Source organism: Streptomyces sp. CA-251387, from assembly GCF_050936625.1.
Classification (GTDB): Bacteria; Actinomycetota; Actinomycetes; order Streptomycetales; family Streptomycetaceae; genus Streptomyces.
Genome location: NZ_JBNJMJ010000001.1, coordinates 7,843,823 through 7,867,175, shown reverse-complemented (window position 1 = coordinate 7,867,175; position 23,353 = coordinate 7,843,823). Strand labels below are relative to the sequence as shown.

29 protein-coding genes are annotated in these 23,353 nt (G+C 71.8%); 9 read left to right on the top strand and 20 right to left on the bottom strand.

Annotated features, from left to right (window positions below):
• Nucleotides 1-119 precede the first annotated feature (119 nt).
• A complete protein-coding gene (locus ACQEV2_RS34980; RefSeq protein ID WP_433050782.1) occupies nucleotides 120-392 on the bottom strand; it encodes a DUF6158 family protein in 273 nt (90 codons plus the stop codon).
• Nucleotides 393-451: 59 nt separating this feature from the next.
• Between ACQEV2_RS34980 and ACQEV2_RS34975 the strand changes: the two genes are divergently transcribed.
• On the top strand, nucleotides 452-1,558 hold the full coding sequence (locus tag ACQEV2_RS34975) for a Vms1/Ankzf1 family peptidyl-tRNA hydrolase (protein ID WP_433050779.1): 1,107 nt from the start codon (nucleotides 452-454) through the stop codon (nucleotides 1,556-1,558).
• Nucleotides 1,559-1,668: 110 nt separating this feature from the next.
• Here the strand turns inward: ACQEV2_RS34975 and ACQEV2_RS34970 are convergent, their stop codons facing one another.
• Entirely contained in the window at nucleotides 1,669-3,288 is a 1,620-nt protein-coding gene (locus ACQEV2_RS34970; RefSeq protein WP_433050776.1) for an ABC-F family ATP-binding cassette domain-containing protein, read from the bottom strand.
• 138 nt (nucleotides 3,289-3,426) lie between these two features.
• Nucleotides 3,427-4,086, bottom strand: coding sequence for a histidine phosphatase family protein (locus ACQEV2_RS34965; RefSeq protein WP_433050773.1), 660 nt, complete (start codon nucleotides 4,084-4,086; stop codon nucleotides 3,427-3,429).
• A 72-nt stretch (nucleotides 4,087-4,158) separates the two neighbouring features.
• On the opposite strand from ACQEV2_RS34965, the gene ACQEV2_RS34960 reads away from it, so the two are divergent.
• The 3 genes from ACQEV2_RS34960 to ACQEV2_RS34950 all read left to right on the top strand — a co-directional run bounded on the left by ACQEV2_RS34960 (nucleotide 4,159) and on the right by ACQEV2_RS34950 (nucleotide 6,825).
• Nucleotides 4,159-5,652, top strand: coding sequence for a bifunctional phosphatase PAP2/diacylglycerol kinase family protein (locus ACQEV2_RS34960; protein ID WP_433050770.1), 1,494 nt, complete (start codon nucleotides 4,159-4,161; stop codon nucleotides 5,650-5,652).
• A 125-nt stretch (nucleotides 5,653-5,777) separates the two neighbouring features.
• The gene (locus tag ACQEV2_RS34955; protein WP_433050767.1) at nucleotides 5,778-6,611 is read left to right on the top strand and encodes a class I SAM-dependent methyltransferase; all 834 of its coding nucleotides are present in this window, start codon (nucleotides 5,778-5,780) and stop codon (nucleotides 6,609-6,611) included.
• Between the two features lie 43 nt (nucleotides 6,612-6,654).
• Nucleotides 6,655-6,825, top strand: coding sequence for a hydrophobic protein (locus tag ACQEV2_RS34950; RefSeq protein WP_433050764.1), 171 nt, complete (start codon nucleotides 6,655-6,657; stop codon nucleotides 6,823-6,825).
• A gap of 53 nt (nucleotides 6,826-6,878) precedes the next feature.
• On the opposite strand, the gene ACQEV2_RS34945 is transcribed toward ACQEV2_RS34950, so the two are convergent.
• The 13 genes from ACQEV2_RS34945 to ACQEV2_RS34885 all read right to left on the bottom strand — a co-directional run bounded on the left by ACQEV2_RS34945 (nucleotide 6,879) and on the right by ACQEV2_RS34885 (nucleotide 17,113).
• Nucleotides 6,879-7,163 carry a gas vesicle protein K gene (locus tag ACQEV2_RS34945; protein ID WP_433050761.1) on the bottom strand — a complete coding sequence of 95 codons (285 nt, stop codon included), beginning with the start codon at nucleotides 7,161-7,163 and terminating at the stop codon, nucleotides 6,879-6,881.
• Entirely contained in the window at nucleotides 7,160-7,348 is a 189-nt protein-coding gene (locus ACQEV2_RS34940; RefSeq protein ID WP_031475810.1) for a gas vesicle protein, read from the bottom strand. Before ACQEV2_RS34940 ends, ACQEV2_RS34945 begins: the two co-directional genes overlap by 4 nt.
• Nucleotides 7,345-8,160 (bottom strand): GvpL/GvpF family gas vesicle protein, encoded by an 816-nt coding sequence (locus ACQEV2_RS34935; RefSeq protein WP_433050757.1) that lies wholly within the window; start codon nucleotides 8,158-8,160, stop codon nucleotides 7,345-7,347. Before ACQEV2_RS34935 ends, ACQEV2_RS34940 begins: the two co-directional genes overlap by 4 nt.
• Nucleotides 8,157-8,492 carry a gas vesicle protein gene (locus tag ACQEV2_RS34930; RefSeq protein ID WP_433050754.1) on the bottom strand — a complete coding sequence of 112 codons (336 nt, stop codon included), beginning with the start codon at nucleotides 8,490-8,492 and terminating at the stop codon, nucleotides 8,157-8,159. Before ACQEV2_RS34930 ends, ACQEV2_RS34935 begins: the two co-directional genes overlap by 4 nt.
• Nucleotides 8,489-9,631 (bottom strand): SRPBCC family protein, encoded by a 1,143-nt coding sequence (locus ACQEV2_RS34925; RefSeq protein ID WP_433050751.1) that lies wholly within the window; start codon nucleotides 9,629-9,631, stop codon nucleotides 8,489-8,491. The genes ACQEV2_RS34930 and ACQEV2_RS34925 overlap by 4 nt, the downstream gene beginning before the upstream one ends.
• Nucleotides 9,631-10,374 (bottom strand): DNA primase, encoded by a 744-nt coding sequence (locus tag ACQEV2_RS34920; protein WP_433055011.1) that lies wholly within the window; start codon nucleotides 10,372-10,374, stop codon nucleotides 9,631-9,633. The genes ACQEV2_RS34925 and ACQEV2_RS34920 overlap by 1 nt, the downstream gene beginning before the upstream one ends.
• Nucleotides 10,374-10,634: a gas vesicle protein GvpG gene (locus ACQEV2_RS34915; protein WP_433050748.1), complete on the bottom strand. Its 261-nt coding sequence runs from the start codon at nucleotides 10,632-10,634 to the stop codon at nucleotides 10,374-10,376. The genes ACQEV2_RS34920 and ACQEV2_RS34915 overlap by 1 nt, the downstream gene beginning before the upstream one ends.
• Nucleotides 10,635-10,638: 4 nt before the next feature.
• Nucleotides 10,639-11,409, bottom strand: coding sequence for a GvpL/GvpF family gas vesicle protein (locus ACQEV2_RS34910; RefSeq protein ID WP_433050745.1), 771 nt, complete (start codon nucleotides 11,407-11,409; stop codon nucleotides 10,639-10,641).
• On the bottom strand, nucleotides 11,406-11,831 hold the full coding sequence (locus ACQEV2_RS34905; protein ID WP_433050742.1) for a gas vesicle structural protein GvpA: 426 nt from the start codon (nucleotides 11,829-11,831) through the stop codon (nucleotides 11,406-11,408). Before ACQEV2_RS34905 ends, ACQEV2_RS34910 begins: the two co-directional genes overlap by 4 nt.
• Nucleotides 11,832-11,883: 52 nt before the next feature.
• Nucleotides 11,884-12,216, bottom strand: coding sequence for a gas vesicle protein (locus ACQEV2_RS34900; protein ID WP_433050739.1), 333 nt, complete (start codon nucleotides 12,214-12,216; stop codon nucleotides 11,884-11,886).
• Nucleotides 12,217-12,294: 78 nt separating this feature from the next.
• On the bottom strand, nucleotides 12,295-13,224 hold the full coding sequence (gene ligD / locus ACQEV2_RS34895) for a non-homologous end-joining DNA ligase (protein ID WP_433050736.1): 930 nt from the start codon (nucleotides 13,222-13,224) through the stop codon (nucleotides 12,295-12,297).
• The gene (locus ACQEV2_RS34890; protein ID WP_433050733.1) at nucleotides 13,221-15,071 is read right to left on the bottom strand and encodes a transketolase; all 1,851 of its coding nucleotides are present in this window, start codon (nucleotides 15,069-15,071) and stop codon (nucleotides 13,221-13,223) included. Before ACQEV2_RS34890 ends, ligD begins: the two co-directional genes overlap by 4 nt.
• Nucleotides 15,068-17,113, bottom strand: coding sequence for an FAD-dependent oxidoreductase (locus ACQEV2_RS34885; RefSeq protein WP_433050731.1), 2,046 nt, complete (start codon nucleotides 17,111-17,113; stop codon nucleotides 15,068-15,070). Before ACQEV2_RS34885 ends, ACQEV2_RS34890 begins: the two co-directional genes overlap by 4 nt.
• A gap of 215 nt (nucleotides 17,114-17,328) precedes the next feature.
• Between ACQEV2_RS34885 and ACQEV2_RS34880 the strand changes: the two genes are divergently transcribed.
• Entirely contained in the window at nucleotides 17,329-18,285 is a 957-nt protein-coding gene (locus tag ACQEV2_RS34880; protein ID WP_433050728.1) for an LLM class F420-dependent oxidoreductase, read from the top strand.
• A gap of 19 nt (nucleotides 18,286-18,304) precedes the next feature.
• The gene (locus tag ACQEV2_RS34875) at nucleotides 18,305-19,396 is read left to right on the top strand and encodes an enolase C-terminal domain-like protein (RefSeq protein ID WP_433050725.1); all 1,092 of its coding nucleotides are present in this window, start codon (nucleotides 18,305-18,307) and stop codon (nucleotides 19,394-19,396) included.
• Nucleotides 19,397-19,399: 3 nt separating this feature from the next.
• On the opposite strand, the gene ACQEV2_RS34870 is transcribed toward ACQEV2_RS34875, so the two are convergent.
• Together ACQEV2_RS34870 and ACQEV2_RS34865 are read right to left on the bottom strand one after the other, a co-directional pair.
• Complete coding sequence (locus ACQEV2_RS34870) at nucleotides 19,400-20,437, bottom strand: SDR family oxidoreductase (protein WP_433050722.1); 1,038 nt, start codon at nucleotides 20,435-20,437, stop codon at nucleotides 19,400-19,402.
• 6 nt (nucleotides 20,438-20,443) lie between these two features.
• Nucleotides 20,444-20,980, bottom strand: a complete 537-nt coding sequence (locus ACQEV2_RS34865; protein ID WP_433050719.1) for a phage holin family protein — start codon at nucleotides 20,978-20,980, stop codon at nucleotides 20,444-20,446.
• Between the two features lie 138 nt (nucleotides 20,981-21,118).
• Here ACQEV2_RS34865 and ACQEV2_RS34860 point away from each other — a divergent pair, with 138 nt between their 5' ends.
• The 3 genes from ACQEV2_RS34860 (at nucleotide 21,119) to ACQEV2_RS34850 (ending at nucleotide 22,544) form a co-directional block, all read left to right on the top strand.
• A complete protein-coding gene (locus ACQEV2_RS34860; RefSeq protein WP_433050716.1) occupies nucleotides 21,119-21,667 on the top strand; it encodes a hemerythrin domain-containing protein in 549 nt (182 codons plus the stop codon).
• A gap of 83 nt (nucleotides 21,668-21,750) precedes the next feature.
• Nucleotides 21,751-22,098: a VOC family protein gene (locus ACQEV2_RS34855; RefSeq protein WP_433050713.1), complete on the top strand. Its 348-nt coding sequence runs from the start codon at nucleotides 21,751-21,753 to the stop codon at nucleotides 22,096-22,098.
• 98 nt (nucleotides 22,099-22,196) lie between these two features.
• Nucleotides 22,197-22,544: a DUF6204 family protein gene (locus tag ACQEV2_RS34850; RefSeq protein WP_433050711.1), complete on the top strand. Its 348-nt coding sequence runs from the start codon at nucleotides 22,197-22,199 to the stop codon at nucleotides 22,542-22,544.
• Here ACQEV2_RS34850 and ACQEV2_RS34845 read toward each other — a convergent pair.
• Both ACQEV2_RS34845 and ACQEV2_RS34840 read right to left on the bottom strand, forming a co-directional pair.
• A complete protein-coding gene (locus ACQEV2_RS34845) occupies nucleotides 22,516-23,070 on the bottom strand; it encodes a GNAT family N-acetyltransferase (RefSeq protein WP_433050708.1) in 555 nt (184 codons plus the stop codon). The two genes, ACQEV2_RS34850 and ACQEV2_RS34845, sit on opposite strands and share 29 nt — an antisense overlap.
• 20 nt (nucleotides 23,071-23,090) lie before the next feature.
• Nucleotides 23,091-23,345, bottom strand: a complete 255-nt coding sequence (locus tag ACQEV2_RS34840) for a DUF1049 domain-containing protein (RefSeq protein ID WP_433050705.1) — start codon at nucleotides 23,343-23,345, stop codon at nucleotides 23,091-23,093.
• Between the last annotated feature and the right edge of the window lie 8 nt (nucleotides 23,346-23,353).

Genomic DNA, 23,353 nt, shown 5'->3' with positions numbered 1-23,353 from the left:
CACCTGGGTCGGCGGGGCCGACTTCAGCCACGCAAGCCCCGGCCGGTCCAGGCCGTCGTACGTCCCACCCCCTGCTCGCCCCGTCCTCTTCCCCTAGAACTCCTCCGCGCCGCTCGGCGTCACGTCGGTGCCTCACTGGCCCCGGTGCGGTCGCGGGCGCCCTCGCGGGTGCGGCCCGAGGCCACCGTGCGGCGTGGGTTGCGGCGCAGGTATTCGCCCTCCAGCTGCGCCATGCGTTCATTGTGGGCCCGCAGGGCGTCGTTGGAGCCGTACAGCAGCGTGTCGTGGCGCGTCCGGTGGATCGTCTCCAGCTCCTTCATGAGCTGCTGGTCGTCCAGCCGGTCGGGATCGACTCCGGTCATGGTGGTGTCCCGCTCGTCGTGTTCAGTCATGCCGTCCGGGTACCCGCCCGTAGAGCACACAGCCCCCGAGAGGTGTACGGGAGAGAACCATGGATCTCGCTTTTCTCCATCCACTGTACGAACACCCCGGTCCCTGGGCCTCCGTGTACGTCGACACCTCACGGCACACGGAGGACACACCCCACGAACGACACCTGACGGCTCAGGCCCTGTCCCGGGAGCTCGCCGAGCAGGGCGCCGACGACGCGACCTGCCGGGCTGTGCGAGCCGCGCTGGAGGAACTGGAGCACTCCTCCGAACCCCATGGGCGCGCGATCTTCGCCTGCGCGGGTGAGGTGGTCCTGGATCCCCCGCTGGCCCGCGCCCCGCTGCGCGCCGGCGCGCACTGGGCGCCGCTGCCGCACACCGCGCCGCTGCTGGAGCTGGCGGGCGAGGACCCGGTCTGCGTGGTGGCCTACGTCGACCGCAAGGGCGCCGCCTTCGAGCTGCGTACCGCGCTGGGCCGGCAGGACGTCGGCTCGGTCACCGGCCGGCAGCATCCGATCCACCGGACGAGCACGGTCGACTGGTCCGAGCGGCACTTCCAGCTCAAGGTGGAGAACACCTGGGAGCACAACGCCGCCGAGATCGCCGACGCGCTCACCGTCTGCCAGGAGGAGACCCGCGCCGACCTGCTGATCCTCGTCGGTGACGACCGGGAGCGGCGGGCCGTGCACGAACGGCTGCCGCAGCGGCTGCAGGACCTCGTGGTCGAGGCCCCGCACGGCACCGGCAGCAGGCTGCTCGACGAGGATGTCCAACGGGCCCGGGAGGAGCATGTACGGCAGCGGGCGGAGCGTGAGCTGGAGCGGTTCCTGGCGGCCCGCGAGCCGGATCCCGAGGGGCGTTCCGGGGCGGTGGAGGGGGTGCCCGCGCTGATCGAGGCCGCCCGTGAGCACCGTATCGACGAACTGCTGATCCGCCCGGACGCTCCTGACGCGCATCGCGAGGTGTGGATCGGTGAGGATCCGGACCAGGTGGCGGTGCGCCGTACGGACCTGAAGATCCTCGGCGAGCAGCACGCGTGGTCGGCCCGCGCGGACGACGCGCTGATCCGCTCCGCGGTCGCCACGGGCGCGGCGGCACTGTCGCTGACCCCGGCGGGCCCGGAGAGGGAGCCGGCGGGGGGTCTGGGGGCGTTGTTGCGCTGGACGTGACCGACGGGGGGTGCGGTCTCTGCCCCCTGGACCCGCGCTCCTCAAACGCCGGACGGGCTGGTTCTTCAGCCCGTCCGGCGTTTGAGGACGAGGCCCCTTCAGGGCGAGAACTATCGGGCCCGTTCCACCCGGCGTTCGTCCCACACCGGCTCCGGCGTCTCGCGGACGCGCCCGTCGCTGCCGAAGACCAGATAGCGGTCGAAGGAACGGGCGAACCACCGGTCATGCGTGACCGCCAGCACCGTACCGTCGAAGGCCTCCAGCCCCTCCTGCAGCGCCTCCGCGGACTCCAGATCGAGGTTGTCCGTCGGCTCGTCGAGGAGCAGCGCCGTCGCCCCCTCCAGCTCCAGCAGCAGAATCTGGAAACGCGCCTGCTGACCTCCGGAGAGCCGGTCGAAGGCCTGCTCGGCCTGCTGAGTCAGCTCATAGCGCCGCAGCCGCGACATCGCCGCACCCCGGTCCTGGGCGTGCTCCTTCCACAGGATGTCGAGGAGAGTCCGCCCCATCAGCTCGGGATGCGCGTGCGTCTGCGCGAAGTGCCCGGGCACCACACGCGCGCCCAGCCTCCACTCCCCCGTGTGCGCCACGTCCTCGCCCGCCAGCAGCCGCAGGAAGTGCGACTTGCCGGAACCGTTGGAGCCGAGAACGGCGACGCGTTCGCCGTAGAAGACCTCCAGGGAGAACGGCTTCATCAGGCCGGTCAGCTCGAGCCCCTCGCAGGTGACGGCCCGCACCCCGGTACGTCCGCCCTTCAGCCGCATCCTGATGTCCTGCTCGCGCGGCGGCTCCGGCGGCGGTCCGGCCTCCTCGAACTTGCGCAGCCGGGTCTGGGCGGCCTGGTAGCGGGAGGCCAGTTCATGGCTGATGGAGGCGGCCTGACGGAGGTTCAGCACCAGCTTCTTCAGCTGGGCGTGCTTCTCGTCCCAGCGCCTGCGCAACTCCTCGAAACGGGCGAAGCGTTCGCGCCGCGCCTCGTGGTACGTCGCGAAGCCACCGCCGTGCACCCACGCGTCCGCGCCGGCCGGCGACGGCTCCACCGACACGATCTTCTCGGCGCCGCGGGCGAGGAGTTCACGGTCGTGGGAGACGAAGAGGACCGTCTTGCGGGTCTCCTTCAGGCGCTCCTCCAGCCAGCGCTTGCCGGGCACGTCGAGGTAGTTGTCGGGCTCGTCGAGCAGCAGCACCTCGTCCGTGCCGCGCAGCAGCGCCTCCAGCACCAGCCGCTTCTGCTCGCCGCCGGACAGGGTCCGCACCTGCCGCCACTGCGCCTTCTCGTACGGCACGCCGAGCGCGGCCGTGGTGCACATGTCCCACAGCGTCTCGGCCTCGTACCCGCGCGCCTCGGCCCAGTCGGCGAGGGCCTGCGCGTACCTCAGCTGGGCGGCCTCGTCGTCGACGGTCATGATGCCGTGCTCGGCGGCGTCGACGGCCTTCGCCCCCTCGCGGATCCGGGGCGGCGCGACCGACACGAGCAGATCGCGTACGGTCGTCTCGTCCCGTACGGACCCCACGAACTGCCGCATCACACCGAGGCCGCCGCTGACGGTGACCGTCCCGCCGTGCGGCTTCAGCTCACCGGAGATCAGCCGCAGCAGGGTCGTCTTCCCGGCGCCGTTGGGCCCGACCAGCGCGACGACGGCCCCTTCCCCCACCCGGAAGGACACGTCGCCGAGCAACGCCCTCCCGTCGGGGAGGTAGTACTCGAGGTGCGCGGCTTCCAGATGTCCCATGGTGCCGCATTCTGCGGGCCATCGCGGAACCCGGGCAAACGCTTATTCCACACGCCGAGGGCGGAAACGCCCCCAAGGGGCGCGGGGAACTGCGCGACCAGCCACAACGAAACCCGCCCCCGGCATCGAACAGGCCCCCTACGGCGCATCTCCGACAACAGGCCACCCCGCAGGCCCACCCTCCCCCGCGGGAACCACGACCGCCCCCGCCCAAGACACCGCCTTCCACCCATCCACGGGCGAGCCCTCCAGAACCACCACACCGGTGTTCTCCAGCGGGTGCGCCGCGGCGAAGGCCACGTCCACGTTGTCCGCACGGGCAGCCGTCCACATACGGATCGCCGCACCATGACTGACCATCGCCACGGTCCCGGCCCCACTGCCAGCGGCCTCGCCCACCACGGCGTCGTACCGCGCCAGCGCCTCCGCACCGCTCTCGCCTCCCGGCATGCGCAGCTCCGTGTCACCGGCGGCCCACGCGAACACCGTCTTCATGTAGAGCTCACCCCGCTCGGAGTCGCCGGGCAGCATCTCCAGGTCGCCGGCGGACAGCTCGCGGATACCGTCGCGCACCAGCACGTCGAGGCCGCGGGCGGCGGCCAGCGGGGCCGCGGTGAGCCGGGTGCGGGTCAGGGTGGAGGCGTAGACGGCCTCGATGTCCTCGTCGGCCAGCGCCGCAGGCAGCGCGGCGGCCTGCTGTTCGCCGAGTGCGGTCAGGCCCGGGCCGGGGACGGCCGTGTCCAGCAGGTGGTGCAGGTTGGACGGGGTCTGGCCGTGGCGTATGAGGAGCAGGCGCATGCACAGGTTCCTTAGTGTGTCGGTCACTGCCGGCCGGACAGCAATCGGCCACTTCAGGGTACCCAGCCCTGTATGAGCCCAGACGTCGACCTCACCGTCCCCAAGCCCGGCCGGCACGCCCTGCGCGACCGGCTCCTCGCCCTCGACTCGCGGCTGTTCGAGTTCGCCGCCGAGCGCCACTGGCCGTATGCCGAGCCGGTGCTGCCGCGGCTGAGCCGGAGTGCGAACCACGGGGTGCTGTGGTTCGCGACGGCCGCCGCCATCGCCGCGAGCCGGACGCCGAGGGCCCGCCGCGCGGCAGCCCGCGGCCTCGCCTCGCTGAGCCTGGCCTCGCTGACCATCAACACCCTCGGAAAGCGGTCGGTGCGCCGCCCCCGCCCCCTCCTGGATCCCGTACCGCTGGTCCGGCAGCTGAAGCGGCAGCCGATCACCACCTCGTTCCCGTCCGGTCACGCCGCCTCGGCGGCCGCGTTCGCGACCGGGGTCGCCCTGGAGTCGCCCGGGTGGGGCCTGGTCGTGGCCCCGATCGCCTGGTCGGTCGCGCTGTCCCGGGTGTACACGGGCGTCCACTTCCCGAGCGACGTGCTGGCGGGGGCGGCCCTGGGTGCGGGTGCCGCGTTCGCCGTACGGGGCATGGTGCCGACCCGTGACCGGCTGGTCCCGCCCGCCCGGCCCCGCACGGACGTTCCGGCGCTGCCGGACGGAGAGGGCCTGGTCATGGTGGCCAACAAGGGGTCGGGCACCTCCGACCGGGTGCACGCCCTGCTGGACACGCTGCCGCGTGCCGAGCTCGTCGAGTGCGAACCGTCCGAGACCCGCGCCGAGTTGCGCAAGGCGGCGGCCCGGGCCCGGGTGCTCGGCGTGTGCGGCGGCGACGGCACGGTGAACGCGGCCGCGGAGGTGGCGCTGCGGCACGGTCTGCCGCTCGCGGTGCTGCCCGGCGGCACGATGAACCACTTCGCCCACGACCTGGGCGTGGAGGACGCGCGCGATCTGAGCCGGGCCGTGCAGCAGGGCCAGGCCGTGCGCGTGGACGTGGGCCGGTTCACCTGCGACGGACGGCAGGGCCTGTTCCTCAACACCTGCAGCCTGGGCGTGTATCCGGAACTGGTGCGCGTGCGGGACCACTTCTCGCCCCGGATCGGGGCCTGGCCGGCCGGCGTGCTCGCGACCCTGCGCGTCCTGCGCAGCGAACGCCACCCGCTGCACGCCGAAGTCGCCGGGCGCGCCCACCCGTTGTGGCTGCTGTTCGCCGGGAACGGCACCTACCACCGGGTGGGCCTGGTGCCCGCGCGGCGCCTGGACCTCGCGGACGGCGTGCTGGACGTGCGCGTCGTGCACGGTGGCCGCCGGCCCGGCCTGCGCCTGCTCGCGGCCGCCCTCGCGGGCCCGCTGACCCGCTCTCCGGCGCATGCGGCAGTCCAGGTGGGCCGGCTGCGTCTGTCGGGGGTCACGCCGGGTGCGCTCCTCGCGTACGACGGCGAAGTGACCGAGGTGGGGGGCGAGGTGACGCTGGAGAAGCTGCCGGAGGCGCTGACGGTCTACCGTCCGCTGCCCGGTTCCTGATCATCGGTCAGTCCATATAGCGAAACCGATATCTCAACATTCGACATGCAGGCGTACGGTGTCGCGTACCGCCCGGCGGGGCCCCGCGCCCCGTGAGCCGGTACGACGAGACGAGGGGAACAGCCATGTCGAAGGCGCCGGAGAGACCGCACGAGACCGCCGTCTACACGCACGGGCACCATGAGTCCGTGCTGCGTTCGCACACCTGGCGCACCGCCGCCAACTCCGCCGCCTACCTGCTCGGATCACTGAAACCGCACATGCGGCTCCTGGACGTCGGCTGCGGCCCCGGCACGATCACGGCCGACCTGGCTGCCCTGGTCCCCGAGGGGCACGTCACCGGGGTCGACCGGGCGCCGGAGATCCTGGAGCAGGCCCGGGCCACGGCCGCCGGACGGGGTCTGACCAACGTCGACTTCACGGTGGCGGACGTGCACGCCCTGGACTTCCCGGACGACACGTTCTGCGTCGTCCACGCCCACCAGGTGCTGCAGCACGTGGGCGATCCGGTGGGGGCGCTGCGCGAGATGAAGCGGGTGACCAGGCCGGGCGGCCTCATCGCGGTCCGCGACTCGGACTACGCGGCGATGACGTGGTATCCGGCCTCCCAGGGCATGGACGCCTGGCTGGACCTGTACCGCAGGGTCGCCCGCGCCAACGGCGGCGAGCCGGACGCCGGACGCCGGCTGAGGTCCTGGGCGCTGCGGGCGGGGTTCACGGACGTCACGGCCACCGCCGGCACATGGACCTACTCGACGCCGGACGAGCGGGCCTGGTGGAGCGGCCTGTGGGCGGACCGCACACTGGCCTCGGCCTATGCCGAGCGGGCCACCGAGGGCGGACACGCGACCACGGAGCAGCTGCGGGCGGTGGCGGAGGCCTGGCGGGAGTGGGGGCGGCAGGAGGACGGCTGGTTCAGTGTGCTGCACGGGGAGATTCTGTGCCGTAAGGAAGCCTGAATCGCGAATTTCTGGAAACCCGGCGAGCAGGAGGTCGAAAAAAATGGTTCCTATTCTGCTCGTGCTGCTACTGGCTCTGATTCTCTTCGGTGCCGGATTTGCACTGAAGGCACTGTGGTGGATCGCGCTCGCGGTTCTCGTGGTGTGGCTCCTGGGTTTCCTGATGCGCGGCACGACCGCGGCGGGAGGCAGGGGCCGCTGGTACCGGTGGTGAGGTGATCTCACTCCTGGTACCGGTGGTGAGGTGATCTCACTCCCGAGGTGATCTCACTCCCTGGGAAGCAGAGGGCCCAGCGGCCCGAGGTCCAGGTTCAGGTCCTCGGGCCGCAGCCCGTACCGCTCACGCAGCTCGGTCATGCGCTCTTCGAGGAGCATCAGGGTGAGACCGATGCGCTCCTCCTGCTCCTCGCTCAGCTCGCCCGTGTCGAAGCGGCGCAGCGCCTGGCGCTCCATGAGCTGGCGCAGCAACTCGACAACCGTCAGGACGAGTTTCACCAGGTCGCGTTCCACGGTGTCGGGTTCGAGGTCCAGCCGGCCTCGGCGTGCCGTCATGTCAACTCCCCCCAGGGTGACGGAACCTGCTCGTTGACCGAGCTGATCAGCGCGTTCAGGTCGATGCGGACGAGGTCGACGTCCGCGATGCGCAGGGTGATGTCCCCCGTGACGACGACGCCCCCGGCGAGCAGCCGGTCGAGCAGGTCCACGAGGGCGATCTCTCGGCGTTCGACGACGGTCACTGCCTCTCCTCCGGCTCCTGCGCGAACTCGCCCGTGAAGGAATAGGCCGCCCAGGGGCCGGTGAGTTCCACCCGGATTCCGGGGGCATCGTCCTTCTCCCGGTCCACGAGTTCCACGAATTCCTCGGAATCCGCGCGCGGCACCAGATAGGCGGCGTTGAGCACATTCTGTCCGGACGCCCCGGAAAGCGTGGCGTTCTGCGGGGCGTGCAGTCGGGAATCCTCGGCGAACGCGGAGAGCTTTTCGTGCAGTCGGCCGGCGAAGGCGGCGGCCGACTGATACACGTCCTCGCGGGCCCGTGTCTGCATGCGGCGCTGTCGCAGATAGTCGCGGCCCGACAGGGCGGCCTTCGGCCCCTGCCGGCCGGTCTCCGCGGCGGCTGCCGACGCCTCGGGGGCCGCCGACGCCGCGGGCTCCGTCTCGGCGTACACCTTGACGCCCCACTCCACACGCCCGTCCAGCCGGTCGAGAACGCGCCGGAAGTCCTCCTCGCGGGCCTCCATCATGGTCCGTACGCCGCTGTCGTCCCGGAAGACAGTGGCGAGCCGCAGCGGCAGCGGGGTGGTGACGGCGGTGAGCGCGTCGATGACCTGCTGGTGGGCGCGGGCCGTCGCGGTGAGCCAGTCCAGGTCCTCCAGGTGCGCGCGCAGCGGCTCCTCGGCGAAGTCCGCCTCGGGCACCGTACTGACGACGGCGACCAGGCCGTGGTGCGTCAGCTGCTTCGGCGGCGCTCCGGCCACCCCGGTCAGCTGGGACTGGAGAGCGGAGCGAAAGGGGCGGCAGACGGCGTAGACGTAGCGCAGTGCGGTCATCGGCCCTCCTCCTGTTCCCGGGCGGGCTCCGCGAGCTCCAACTGGGCCAGGCGCTCGCGCAACTCGGCGTTCTCGCGGGCGAGTTCGTTGCGGCGGGCGCGGGAGGACAGCGCCGGGTCGTCCTCCCACCAGTCGATGCCCATCTCCTTGGCCTTGTCGACCGAGGCGACGATGAGGCGGAGCTTGATCGTGAGGAGTTCTATGTCGAGCAGGTTGATCCGGATGTCGCCCGCGATGACGATGCCTTTGTCCAGCACCCTTTCCAGGATGTCGGCGAGGTTGGCCCCACCGCCCTGGCCGTAGGGCTCTGGAAGCCGGCTGGGCATCGTCATCGTCGGCTCCCGCCGCCGGCGTACTCGGGCACGTCCTCGTCCTCGGCCTCCTCCTCGTACCCGTCCTCGGGCTCCTCCTCGTCCTCCTCGTACTCGTCCTCTTCGTCTTCCTCGTACTCGCCCTCGGGCTCCTCGTCCTCAGGCTGCTCGCCCTCGGGCTCCTCGTCCTCAGGCTGCTCGTCCTCGGGCTCCTCGTCCTCGGTGTACTCGGCGTTCTCGCCGTTGCCCTCGTCTTCCTCGTACTCCTCCTCGTCCTCCTCCGCGACCGCGTCCTCATGGCTGCGGACGACCTCACCGTCACGGATCTCGCCGCGCCAGCCGTCCTCGGCCTCTCCCTTGAGGGTGACGAAGCGGACGTAGTTCTTCAGGTCGAGGCGGGCCCGGCGGCCCTGGGCGCGCCAGATGTTGCCGGTCTTCTCGAACAGGCCCGTGGGGTAGTACTCGATGACCAGCAGGACGCGGGTGAGACTGTCGCCGAGGCGGTGGAAGGAGACCACGCCCTTCGTGGTGCCCTTGGCTCCCTCCGAGGTCCAGGCGATGCGGTCGTCCGGCACCTGCTCGGTGGTGTGCGCCTTCCAGCTGCGGTTGGACCAGAAGACCTTGAGCTGCCAGTCGGAGGTCGTGTCGTCGGCGCGGTTCGCGCTCTTCACGCCCTTCGCGAAGGTGCTGAAGTCCTGGTACTGGGTCCACTGGTCGTACGCGGTGCGCACCGGCACGCCGACGTCGACGTGCTCGATGATGACGGTGGGCTTGTTGCCGCCCTTGCCCTTGCCCTTGCCCTTTCCCATGACCTTGCCGCCGAGGTTCTTGACCGCGCCGACCACGTTGTCCTTGGCGCGTGTGGCGCCGACCTCCAGCGCGCTGCGCAGCGGGCCCTTGCCCTCGGCGAGCTTGCGGCCGCCGTCGAGGGCGAGCTTGCCCAGGCCCGGGCTGCGGCCCTCGGCGACGTCGGTCAGCTTCACCGTGGCCTCGCCGAGTTTGCGCCCCGCGCCGACCAGCAGCCGCTGGCTCTGTGCGGCCAGGTATTCCTGCAGCTCGGCCTTGAGCCGGTCGGCGGCCTCGCTGTGGGCCACGCCGGCGAGTGGTTGCTTCGCCGCTCCGCTGGCCGCGGAGCTCGCGGATCCGAGCGTTTCGGTCATCACTCGTCACCGCCCTTCGACTGGCGCGCCCGGCCGCCGCGGGCGGTGCCGCCGGACCCGGCCGTCTTCCTGGTGGCCGACCTCGCGGTTCCGCTCCGCTTCTGAGCCGCCTTCCTGGGCGCTGTCCTTCCGGCGGCGGTCTTCTTCGCCGCCGTCTTCTTCGTGGGGGCCTTCTTGGTGGAGGCCTTCTGTGCCGACTTATTGGCGGTCTTCTTCGCCGGGGCCCGCTTCGCCGACGTCGTCTTCCCGGACGGTTCTTCGGCCTCGGTCTCCTCTTCGGTCTCCTCGTCCGCCTCGGAGCCCTCCGGCTCGTCGCGCTCCTCGTCCTCCGCGCGCGGCTCCTCGTCGTCCTCCGCGCGCGGCTCTTCTTCCTCGGTCTCCTCTTCGGTCTCCTCGTCCCGCGCACCGAGATCCGGTGTCGGCACCGCACCCGACAGCTGCTCGCGCACCTCGGCGGTGCGTCCGTGCAGCCGGTCGGCGAGCGCGTCGAGCCGGCGCTCGACCAGGGCGCCGGACGCCGCCTGGCCGACGCCGCGCAGGTCCTCGCGTATCTGGTCCCCGATCTCCTTGAACTGGGGGTTGTTCTGGAGCTGTTCGGACACCAGGTCCTTGACGGCCCGCGGGCTCAGATGCATCCGCTTGCCGGCTACGGCGCTGCCGACGGCCAACGCCAGTTTCAGTTTCCTCGTCCGTCCGAGGAAGTATCCGGCCCCTATCGCGAGGCCCAGTCCCACTCGGTTCATCATGCCGTCCCGTCGCTGTTCCCGTGCCCTGTGCTCAGGCCGATCTCGAGTCGGTCGAGAAGTTCGTCCTCTCGCCGGTCGAACTCCTCCTCGTCGATCTCGCCCGCGGTCAACTGCTCCTCCAACCGCGCCAGTTCGGCCCGCACGGCGGCCGGGTCGTAGTACAGGCGCTCGGCCTCGCGCAGCACCTGTCTGATCACCCATCCGCTGCCGCGCACCGGGGCGAACGGCAGCAGGAGCACCTCTCCGATCAGTCCCACGGCTTCACTCCTTCGTCGTTCCGCCGCCGGACATCGCGTCCGCGGGCTCGGCGGGGCCGGGCTCGACGAAGCTGTAGGGCGGCAGCGGGCCGTTGACGCGCAGGTCCAGATGCGGATGGTCCGCGCGGAGCTGCTCGACGGCGGCCATGAACGTGTCGACCGAGTCGCGGGCGACCAGGAACGACACGTTGGCGAGCCAGCCGGTGGAGTCGGGGCCCTGGCTGACCGCGGCCGCGGCCGGTTCCAGGGTGTGCTGCACCTCGGTCGCGTCCTCGGCCTCCTGGGCCTTGACCGCGGCGACGACCATCTCGCCGAGCTTGAGCCGCTGCTCGTAGGTACCGCCGCCGGCCTGCCGGTTGGCCTCCGTCATGGCCCGGATCTCCGGGTTCTCGGCCAGCACCCGGTGCAGCACGGCCTCCTCGGCGTGCGTGGCCTTCACGTTGTACTCGACCTTGCCGTCCAGGGCGGTGAGCCGCTCCTGGTAGTGCTCGGCGCGTTCGGTGAGGACCGAGGTGACCGTGTCGTCGTCGGGGGCGACGCTGCCGAACCGCATGGGCAGGACGCAGCCGCCCGCACCCGCCTCGGCGAGCACGTTCGAGTGGGCGAGCAGTTCCCTGCGCTTGGGGCGCAGGTCTTCGGGGGCGTCGCTGACGAGGGCGGCGAGTTCACCCGCCTTCAGGACGCGCACGGGGCGCGGCGGCTCGCCCACCCCGTCCAGGTCCTTCGGAAGCGCGGGATGCGAGCTCGCGGTGATGCCGTACACGTACGTGCTCACTCCTGCTCCTCCTTCCTGCGCGTCGTGGTGGACTTGCGGGCGCGGGGCTTGGGCTCGCGCTCGCCTTCGTCGCGCGCCTGCTTGAAGGCGTCCGAGATGGTCTCGGCGGCGCCGGACAGGGCTCCCTTGGACTTGCCGCGCGCGCCGGACTCGGTGATCTGGCCGACCATGTCGGGCAGGCCGGGGCTCTTGCGCGGCCCGGCCTCCAGGTCGAGCCGGTTGCACGCCTCTGCGAAGCGGAGATAGGTGTCGACGCTGGCGACGACGACACGGACGTCGATTTTCAGGATTTCGATGCCGACCAGGGATACCCGTACGAACGCGTCAATGACGAGCCCCCTGTCGAGTACGAGCTCGAGAACGTCGTAGAGGCCGCTGCTGCCGCCTCCGCCGCCGGTCTGCTGTGCCGGGACAACGGTCATGCCGACCGTTCCTCCTTGTCTCGGGACGGTGAGTCGGGAATGGGCGGGCGGCCTACCGGCCGCCGGACCTGTGCGCGTCGGAGCGCCCACGTTCGTAGCGGCGCACGCGCCGGTACCCGGTGAGCTCTCCTTCGGGGTCGAGATCCACCTGGTAGCTCGCCATCAGGCTCATCGTGTCGGGGACGCGGGTCAGTTCCAGGACCTCTATTTCGAGCGTCCAGCCGTCCTCGGTCTGCTCGAAGGACGTCACTGTCTCCGCGTTCATGCCGGTGAGCTCGGCGAGCTGGGCCCGTGCTTGACGCAGGACCTCCATGGGGGCCGGTCGTCCGTCCGCCCCGCCCGTCTGCCGTCTGGATGACTTGGGTGTGTTCTGTGAATCATTCATGGGCGCCTCCTTCGCCGAGTGGCCTGGAAGGCGCCGGTCAAACCCGCGGCTCGGTTTCTTCGGGCGCGCGGTGCTTCTTCAGGCCCGCAGGGCGTCGAGCCTGCGCCGGGCCGGTCCGAGGGCGCGACCCCGGCCCATCAGCCCGGCCCAGGGGTCGGTGCGGGCCTGCTCCACGGCGTCGGCGATGCTCCAGCGGCGGGCGTTCAGGTCCGGGTCGTCCAGGTCGGACCAGGTCAGCGGCGTGGCGACGGGTGCGCCGGGGCGGGCGCGGACGGTGTAGGGCGCGACCGCGGTCTGGGCGTAGGCGTTGCGCTGCACGTCCAGGTAGAGGCGGTCGCCGCGGTCCTTCTTGCGAGCGGCGGTGGTGAGCCGGTCCGGGTGGGCCGACTCGAGCACCCCGGCGACGTCCTTGGCGAACTCCCGGACCTCCTCGAAGTCGTGGTGCCCGTTCAGCGGGACGACGATGTGCAGCCCGCGCGAGCCGGTGGTCATCGGCGCCGAGGGCAGTCCCAGCGCGTCGAGGAGCTCGCCGAGGAGCCCGGCGGCCTCCCTGACCTGGGCGAAGTCGTCCTCGGCCGGGTCGAGGTCGAAGACCATCCGGTCGGGCCGGTCGATGCCGTCGGTGCGGGAGAGCCAGCGGTGCACGGTGAGGCAGGCCTGGTCGGCGAGGAAGACAAGGGTGGCGGTGTCGTCGCAGACCGTGTGGCAGACGGTGCCGCCTTCCTTGGGCACCTCGAACCGGGTGATCCACTCCGGGTAGTGCTCCGGGGTGTTCTTCTGCATGAACCGGGGCCCGTCGAGACCGTCGGGGTAGCGCTCCAGCATCAGCGGGCGGCCGCGCAGGTGCGGCAGCATGAACGCGGCGACGGACCGGTAGTAGTCGACAAGGTCTCCCTTGGTGTACTCCTTGGCGCCCCCGTCGCCGGGGAAGAGCACCTTGTCGACGCGTTTCACCTCGACCGTACGGCGACCCGCCCGCACCTTCTTGGTATCGCCGCCGCCGGTCACCGTACGACCGCCTCCTCCACCAGCAGCTTCCCCGCGGCGGCGATGGACGCGGCGTCGATGCCCGCGGCGTGCAGCTGCTCGTCCGGGGAGGCGGAGCCGGGCATCCTGCGGACGGCGAGGCGCACCAGGCGCGGCACCGGGCGCCCGTCGAGGAACGCGTCGAGGACGGCGTCGCCGATGCCGCCCTCCTCGTGGTGGTCCTCCACGGTGAGCAGGCAGCCGGTGTCCTCGGCGGCCCGGCGCAGGGTGTCCCGGTCGACGGGCTTGACGGAGTAGAGGTCGACGACCCTGACCTGGATGCCCTCCTCGCGGTCCAGGGCGTCGGCGGCGGCGAGCGCCTCGTGCACGGTGACGCCGGCCGCGACGACGGTCAACCGGTCGTATGCGCTGGAGCGCAGCACCTTGCTGCCGCCGACGGGGAACTCCTCGTCGGGGCCGTAGACGACCGGGCTCGCCCCGCGCGAGGTGCGCAGATAGCGGATGCCCTGCAGGCCGGCCATGGCGGCGACGAGCTTCGCGGTCTGGTTGGCGTCGCACGGGTACAGCACGGTCGAGCCGTGCACGGCCCGCATCATCGCCAGGTCCTCCAGGCCCATCTGGCTCGGCCCGTCCTGCCCGATGGCGACGCCGGCGTGCGAGCCGACGAGGTTGACGCCGGCACCACTGACCGACGCCATGCGCACGAAGTCGTAGGCGCGGGTGAGGAAGGCGGCGAAGGTGGAGGCGTACGGCACCCAGCCACGCGTCGCCAGACCCACCGCGGCGGCGACCATCTGCTGCTCGGCGATGTAGCACTCGAAGAACCGGTCGGGGTGCTCCTTGGCGAAGAACTCGGCGCGAGTGGAGTCGCTGACCTCGCCGTCGAGGGCGACTATGTCACCGCGGCCGGTGCCGAGGGCGGCGAGCGCCTCGCCGTAGGCGTTGCGCGTGGCCACCTCCTCGCCCTTGTCCCAGCGGGGCAGTTGGAGATCGCCGGCGGGGACGGCGTGCAGCATGCGGGCGGCGGGCGGTTCGTGGACGCTGACGCGGATGTCGCGGGGCCCGCCGAGTTCCGCGATCGCTTCCTCCGGCTCCGGCAGCGGCTTGCCGTGCAGCCCCTCCCGGTCCTGGACGGCCTCGACTCCCTTGCCCTTGAGCGTGCGGGCGAGGACCACGGTGGGCTGCCCGGTGGTGGACCTGGCCTCCCCGTACGCCCGGTCGATTGCATCCACGTCGTGTCCGTCGACCTCGATGGTGTGCCAGCCGAAGGCCTGGAAGCGGCGGGCGTAGGCGTCGAGATCATGGCCGTGCCGGGTCGGGCCGCGCTGGCCCAGCCGGTTCACGTCGACGATCGCGGTGAGGTTGTCCAGGTGCTCGTACGCCGCGTGCTCGGCGGCCTCCCACACGGAACCTTCCGCGAGCTCGCTGTCCCCGCACAGCACCCACACCCGGTACCCGGACCGGTCGAGCCGCTTGCCGGCCAGCGCGATCCCCACGCCGATCGGCAGCCCCTGCCCGAGCGAACCGGTCGCGGTCTCCACCCAGGGCAGCCACCGCGGCGTCGGATGCCCTTCGAGCCGGCTGCCGAGCTTGCGGAAGGTGAGCAGTTCACCGTCCTCGATGGCGCCGGCCGCCTTGTAGGCGGCGTACAGCAGGGGCGAGGCATGCCCCTTGGAGAGGACGAAGCGGTCGTTGCCGGGGTGGGCGGGCCGGTCGAAGTCGTAGCGAAGGTGGTTGGCGAGGAGTACGGCCGCCAGATCGGCGGCGGACATCGACGACGTAGGGTGCCCCGACCCCGCGGCGGCGGAGGCCCGCACGCTGTCCACACGCAACTGCTGGGCGAGCTCGACGAGTTCTGCGGTGTTCATGGGGCTCCTTTCGAGGGTTTGCGGGAGCGGGGTTCGGGGGCTTCGGGGTGCGGTTTGTGGATCGCGGGGGCGTCGGGGTCCGGGCCGGGGAACGCGCGGGCGTCGCCGTGCGGCTCGTGGGCGGCTCGGAGATCGTCACGCGTCACCGGGCCGGGGGGTTCGGGGTGCTTGACGGCGTCGGGGTCCTGGACCGAGTCGGACGGCTCGGAGCCCCTGGGCGTGCCGGTACGACCACCTGAGCGTGCCGCACCGCCACGCGTGCCCGAGGACTCGCCGCCCGTGCCTGACGGCCCGCCGCCCTTGGCGACGTCGGGGCGCCGGACGGAGATGGGGGCGCCGAAACGCTTGCTGTCCTGGGCCTCCGTGGCATCCGGGTGGTCGGCGGGGCCCGACGATGCGAACCCCTTCGCGCCGACCGGGCTCGCGCCCGCGCCCCCGCCCGAAGGCCCGGAGTCCCCGGCGTGCTCGACCGGGCCCGTGGCGGTGGCGGGGCCGGGCCCCGGACCCTTGGCGGGCTCGCCACCCGGCTGACTCTTCGCCGACTCACGCCCCGGCTGACCCTTCGCCGCCTCGCCTGTCGTCCGGCTTCTGTCGGGCTCCTCGGCCTCCGCCGGCTCAGCCGACCCCGGACCAGCCTCCGACCGCTTCCCCCCTCCCTTCACCGCGCCGGACTCCGCGCCCTTCTCCGCGTCCCCCTTCCGGGGCCGCTCCCCCCGCTTCTCCGCCCCTTTCTCCGGCCCGCCCGGCACCCGGGCCAGCTCCGGCGACGCGGTGTCCAGCGGCACCGACCACTCCCGGACGAGCCCCAACTGCACGGCCTGGCGGGGCAGTACGGCGTCCAGGAGCCAGTCGGCGGCGACGCGGATGCGGTTGCCGGGCATCGCGGCGAGGTGGTAGCCGCGGGTGACCGCGCCCGCCGCCACGCCGGACAGCGGCACGCCGAACGGGTTGGCGGCCGCCTTGACGCCGCCGAGGTCCACGGCGAAGCCCTTGTCGCGATGGCGGTACGGGCGCCGCTCACCCATGCCCAGGGACGCGGCGACGTTGTGGGCCACGGCCTTGCCGTGCCGCCAGGCGTGCTGTGCCGTCATCGGCGTGAACTGGCCGGGCTGCTCCAGGTCGGGCACCGCGGCCCCGTCCCCGGCGGCGAACAGCTCGGGCCGGCCCGGCACCTGGAGGTACGGGTCAACGAGGAGGCGGCCCCGTTCCATGGGCAGTTCGAGCGACTCGGCGAGCGGATCGGGCCGTACGCCGACACACCACACCACAGTGCGGGTGTCGACGAACTCGCCGTCGGTCAGCAGGACCCCGCGGTGCGTGGCCTCCTTCACGGAGGTGCCCATCCGCACGTCCACGCCCCGCTGCCGCAGCACCCGGTCGGCGGTGCGGGAGAGCCGCTCGTCCAGCTCGGGCAGCACGCGATCGGCGACGTCGAGCAGCAGCCAGCGCGGCCGCATTCCGGCCCGCAAGGGGTGCTTGCGCACCTGGGAGTCGGTGAACAACTTGCCCTGCGCGGCGACCTCGGTACCGGTGTATCCGGCGCCCACGACGACGAACGTGCACCGCGCCGAGCAGCTCTCGGGGTCGTCGGCGGCGGCCGCAAGCTCCACCTGCCGGGTCACGTGGTCGCGCAGATACAGCGCCTCGGGGAGCCCCCGGAAGCCATGCGCGTGCTCGGCGACGCCGGGGATGGGCAGCAGCTTGTTGACGCTGCCCGCGGCGAGGATCAGCCGGTCGAAGGGCAGGGTCCCCCCGTCGCCCTCGGGCCCGCTGTAGTGCACGGTGTGCCCGTCGAGGTCGATCGCGTCGGCCTCGCCAAGCACGAGCCGTACGTGGGGCAGGGTGCCGGAGAGCGAGACGGTCACCCGGCGCGGTTCCAGGATGCCGGCGGCGACCTGGGGCAGGAGGGGCAGATACAGGAAGTAGTCGGTCGGGTTCAGCAGGGTGATCTCGGCCCTGTGCCGGGTGAGCCGGGACAGGGTGCGGGCCGCACGGTACCCGGCGAATCCGGCGCCGACGATCACGATGCGGGGTCGACTCACGGTTGGCCTCCGGCCTTGTTGAGGGCTCACTGGCTGTCGCGTACCTCGGGAGCCTTCCGCGTCCCCCTGGCCAGGACCGCCAAACGTCGGCGCCGGGCAGCGCGGCTTTGCTCCCCGTCGACGAGGAACAGCCCGGTTTCCCGCCTGGCCGCCGGGTACCCGGAACGGCGACCCCGTCCCCGCCGCCGACGCGGCACTCCCGGAGGTGTCCCCCGATGCCCGAATACGGCTACTTCCTGGCGAGCGAGGAGTTCCGTCCCGCCGATCTCGTCGAGCAGGCGAGGATGGCCGAGCAGGCGGGATTCCAGTCACTGTGGATCTCGGACCACTACCACCCGTGGAACGACGCACAGGGCGAGAGCCCCTTCGTGTGGTCGGTGATCGGCGCGATCTCGGAGGCTGTCTCGCTGCCGATCGAGACGGCCGTCACCTGCCCGACCGTGCGCATCCACCCGGCGGTGGTGGCCCAGGCCGCGGCGACCTGCGCGGTGATGACGAACGGCCGCTTCCGGCTCGGCGTCGGCACCGGCGAGGCCCTCAACGAGCACATCCTCGGCCATGTGTGGCCGCCCGCGAGCGTCCGCCTGGAGATGCTGGAAGAGGCGATCCTGATCATGCGCCGGCTGTTCTCCGGCGAGGAGATCAGCCATTACGGCAGCCACTACCGGGTGGAGAACGCCCGCCTCTACACGGTCCCCGACGAGCCGGTCCAGATCGACATCTCCGGCTTCGGCCCGGCGGCGACGGCTCTCGCGGCCCGGGTCGGCGACGGCTACATCACGATGATGCCGGACGAGGAACTGGTGACCCAGTTCCGCAAGGGCGGCGGGCACGGCAAGCCGGTGATGGGCGGTACGAAGGTCTGCTACGGCACCGACCGCGACGAGGCCGTACGCACCGTGCGCCGGCTGTGGTCCAACCAGCTGCTGCCCGGCGAGATGGGCCAGATCCTGCCCTCGCCGCGCCACTTCGAGCAGCTGGAACCGCTGATCACCGAGGAGATGGTGCGTGAGAACACGGTGTGCGGGGACGACGCCGACGAGCACGTGTCCGCGCTGAACGCCTTCGCCGAGGCCGGGTTCGACCGGATCTACGTCAACCAGATCGGCCCCGACCAACGCGGCTTCTTCGACTTCTACCGCACGAAGGTGCTCCCGCAGCTGCAGCAGTGACGAGGGGTCGGCCCACGCGATGAAACTCCATCTCCCCGTCGTCTCCGTCTACACGGTCCCCACCGACGCCCCCGAGGCGGACGGCACGCTGTCCTGGAACTCCACCACGGTGGTGATCGCCGAGGTGACGGCGGGCGACGCGACCGGCACCGGCTGGACGTACGGCCCGGCGGCGGTCGGCGACTTCCTGCGCGACCACCTCGCCCCCCTCGTCGAGGGCCGAGGCGCCCTCGACGTTCCGGCCGCCCACGAGGCGCTGTCCCGCTCGATCCGCAACGCGGGCCGTCCGGGCGTCGCCGCGTGCGCGATCTCGGCGCTGGACATCGCCCTGTGGGACCTCAAGGCCCGCCTGCTGGAACTGCCCCTGGTCCGGCTGCTGGGCGCCTGCCGCGAACGCGTCCCGGTCTACGGCAGCGGCGGCTTCACCACCTACCACGACAAGCACCTGGCCGCCCAGTTGAACGGCTGGGTGCACGGCCAGCACATCCCGCGCGTGAAGATCAAGATCGGCGAGGACTGGGGCCGCGAGGTCCTGCGCGATGTGGCCCGGGTCCAGGCCGCACGCCAAGTGATCGGCGCCGAGGCCGAGTTGTACGTGGACGCCAACGGCGCCTACACCCGCAAACAGGCGGTCCGCGTCGGCCACGCCCTCGCCGAGCAGGGCGTCGGCTGGTTCGAGGAGCCGGTGTCCTCGGACGACCTGACCGGGCTGCGCCTGGTCCGCGACGCCCTGGTCTGCGACGTCACGGCCGGCGAATACGGCTACGACCTCCCGTACTTCGCCCGCATGATCGCCGCGGGCGCGGTCGACTGCCTCCAGATCGACGCCACCCGCTGCGGCGGCATCACGGACTTCCTCCGCGCCGCCGCCCTCGCCGAGGCCCACGGCCTGGAGGTCTCGGCCCACTGCGCCCCGCACGCCCATGCCGCCGTGTGCGCCGCGATCCCCAACCTCCGCCACATCGAGTGGTTCCACGACCACGTCCGCATAGAGGACATGTTCTTCGACGGCGCCCTGGACCCGACGGGCGGCACGGTCGCCCCGACGCAGGGGGTCGGGCACGGTCTCACGTTGAGGGCGGAGGAAGTGCAGGAGTACCGGGTCGCCTAGCCGCTAACGGCGCACCAGGCGGGTCAGCTGTCGTGCGGCCAGAACACCGGCGCCGACCGTGAGTGCCTGTCCCACCCGGCCACGGTTACGGGAGAGCCACTCTTGTGAACTACCCGGATGGGACTCCTCGTCGAAACGCCCGTGCGCCCCGAAGTCCCGCCCGTGCGGACCGTCCGCCGGGGTCCACAGGTTGCCCGGACCCGCGTGCTCGCCCTCGTCCTGCTGGGCCTCGAAACCGGTCCTCGCCAGGTACCGGTCCAGCAGCCCTGGCGCCACCGCGTTGGCGATCAGCGTCGCGGCCGTGGAGCCCCCGACCCAGTACTCCCTGCGCCGCCCGTGCCCGGCTGCATGCACGATGGCCCGCGCGGCCACCTCCGGCTGGTACACCGGCGCCACGGGCCGGGCCCGCCCCGGCATCCGGTTCAACACCCAGTCGAACTGAGGGGTGTTGACGGCAGGGAGCTGCACCATGGTCGTACACACGCCGCTCCTCTCGCGGAGCAGCTCGCACCGCAGTGACTCGTTGAAGCCCTGGATGGCGTGCTTGGCCCCGCAGTACGCCGACTGCAACGGAATCCCCCGGTAGGCCAGCGCGGACCCGACCTGCACGATGGTCCCCCGGTCGCGCGGCAGCATGTGGTGCAGGGCGGCCCGCGTGCCGAACACATAGCCCAGGTACGTCACTTCGGTCACCCGCCGGAACTCGTCCGGGGTGATCTCGGTGAACGGGGCGTAGATCCCGGCGAAGGCGTTGTTGACCCAGACGTCGATGCGCCCGAACGCGTCGGCGACCTGCTGTGCCGCGTCGTCGACGGCCTTGGCGTCGGACATGTCCACGGTGACGACGAGGGCCTCACCGCCGGCGCGCTGCACCTCGTCCGCCGCCCCGGCGAGGCCCTCGCGTCCCCGGGCCAGCAGGGCGACGCGGTCGCCCCGCTCGGCGAAGGCCAGGGCCGCGGCCCGGCCCACGCCGCCGCTGGCCCCGGTGACGACGACGGCCCTGCCGCGCTTCGGCAGGGCACCCTTGAACGGCCTGCGCATCGTGCCTCACGCCCGGTGGTGCGGCTGCTCGGGGTCGATGTCGTCCGGGCGCGGTTGCCGCCCCTCGGGGGGTTCGGGCATCGCCGCCCCGGGCGTGCCGGGCAACGGGGCTCCGGGCGCGCCCATGCCGGTGCCCGGCGGGACGGGCGGCACCGGCGGGTAGGGCATGCCGCCCGGCGCTGCGGCGGGTGCACCGCTGGGGGTACGCCCGTGGGCCAACTCGGCCTCGCGTTCCGATGTGGGCCGGGACGCGGACGGCCGGGCGGCGCCGCGCAGCACATAGGCCACCACGCCGAGGATCCCGGCGGTGATCAGCGCGGCGGCCCAGTCCGGCAGCGCCGCGGCGAGGCCCAGCCCCAGGGCGAGCGCGAGGGCCGCGCCCGCGTACAGGGCGACGGCGCCGGACGCGCCGTACAGCATGGCCCGGCGGCGCTGCCTGCGCGTCTGCTCGCGCAGTTCGTCACGTACGGTCTCGCGCGCCACCTGCGCCAGCTCGTCGACCAGTTCCTTGTCCAGATGCTCAAGGTGATCCAAGCGGTCCATGGCCGCCGAGTACCCGTACGGGGGTACGCATAACGGGCTCCGTCACGGCCCGTACCGGCGCGTAAGCCCGCGGTCCCCGGGTACCCGCCGCCCGCAAGCGCCCTACCCGAGCAACAAAAAGCGAGGAAGAGAAAGAGGATGACCGAACGCACCGACGTCGTGGAGCTGCTCAAGGCGCAGCACACGCGGATCCGGGAGCTGCTCGACGAGGTGGCGGCCACCAAGGGCGACGAGCGGAAGCGTAGCTTCCATGAGCTCGTCCGCCTCCTCGCGGTGCACGAGACCGCGGAGGAAGAGGTCGTCCATCCCTTCGCCCGCCGGCACATCGACGGCGGGGAGCTCGTCGTGAAGGACCGCATCGAGGAGGAGGAGCACGCCAAGCAGGCGCTGGCCCGGCTGGACGACATGGACCCGGACTCACCGGAGTTCCTCGACCAGTTCGCCGCCCTGCGCCAGGACGTGCTGGCGCACGCCGACGCCGAGGAGCGCTACGAGTTCGCACACTTCAACCGGGTCGCCGACCGCGGCAAGCTGGAGAACCTGGCGCGCGCGGTGCAGGCGGCCGAGGCCCTGGCACCGACCCGCCCGCATCCGGGCACGGACACCGCGCTGAAGAACGTCGCGGTGGGCCCGGTCGCGGCCGTCATCGACCGTACGCGGGACGTCGTACGCAAGGCCATGGGCTGAACTCCCGTGCCACCGCGGCCGGAGTGAGGGGATCGCGTGAAACGATCTCCCTCTCCGGCCGCACCCGACTAGGCTTCGTCCGCATGGAGATTCTGGGAGCCACGCTGCGCGTCTGCGTCGACGACCTGGAGACCGCGGTCCCCTTCTACGAACGCCTCGCGGGCGGCACCGCCCTCCGCTTCGAACGCGGCGGCGTCCAGGTGGCGGCCGTCGGCTGCTTCCTGCTGATGAGCGGCCCGGAGGCGGAGCTGGAGGTGCTGCGCAAGGTCGCCGCGACGATCGCTGTGAAGGACGTCGAGGAGACCCACCAGGTACTCAGCGAGCTGGGCGCGCACATCGTCGCGGGTCCGGTGCCGACGCCGGTGGGCCGCAATCTGATCGCAATGCATCCGGACGGGACGATCTACGAGTACGTCGACCGTCAGGCGTGACGAGGCGAAATTCCGCATGCGGTTCGTCCTCGCCGACGTAGAGTCTGCCCTCAACGCCCATGTACGAACGCCGATACACAGGAGCGGGTGGACAGAGGATGAGCGAGCGGCACACCTACCGGGTGATCGTCCGGGGCACCTGGGACGGGCTCACCGAGGAGGCCCGTGCGCGGCTGCTCGCCGAGGCGCCCGAGCACGGTCTGACCAGCATGCGGTTCTCCGAGGAGGGGTCGCTCTCCTACGAGCCGTCCCCGCTGAAGCACTTCTCGATGCGGTATGTGGTGGTGTCCGACGCGGCGGACGGCGAGGAGATGGCCGGCGCGATCGCCGAGGACCGCGCCGAGACCGCGCTCCGGGAGCTGGGCTACGGCTTTCGCGACCTGAAGTCGACGGTCACCGACCTCGACACGATGAAGATCAACCGGAAGTCCGCATCTCGGCGGTGATGGCCCACCGCTCATGGTCGCGCCAGGCCCCGTCGATGAAGAGCATGCGCGGCGAGAAGCCCTCCAGCCGGAAGCCGCAGGACCGGGCGAGGGCGATCGAGGCGGTGTTGGCGGGCTGGACGTTGATCTCCAGGCGGTGCAGCCGCATCGGGCCGAAGGCATGGCCGATCAGCAGGTCGAGACCCTCCCGCATCAGGCCGCGCCCGGCGGCGTGGGCGAAGGCGCCGTATCCCAGGGCCCCGCTCTGGAAGGCGCCCTCGACGATGTTGTTGATGTTGATGAACCCGGCGATGTCCCCGCCGTCGTCCTTCGCGCAGACGAGGAACCCCGCCTTGCTCGGATCCTCGATCAGCCGCCCGGCGTAAGCGGCGTACGCCGCCGGGCTGTCCGGCGGGAAGAGCCACGGGTGGTGCAGCTCCTTGGACTCCCGGGCACGCGCGGTGAACTCGGCAGCGTCCTCGTAAGTGAAGTGACGCAGACCCACGCGAGGGCCTTCGGTGAGGTAGCGGGACGCGAGGTGGGGCATTGCGCCAGCCTACGACCCGGCTAGCGGCGCCGGCTCATGAACAACGCCCCGCACAGTGCGCCGATGACTCCCACGCCGAGCAGGGCCAGCCACAGCGGCATCGTCACCTCGGGGACGAGCAGCCGGATCTCGGTCTTGCGGGTGTTCTCGAAGATGAAGACCAGGGCGAGGACGACGAGCAGCAGCACGGTGATCCCCTTGGGGGTCAGCATCTCGCTGAGGCCGCGCCGCTTCCCGCCGACCTTCAGGCCGCTCTTCTTCGCCTTCGCGGTCATACGACAAG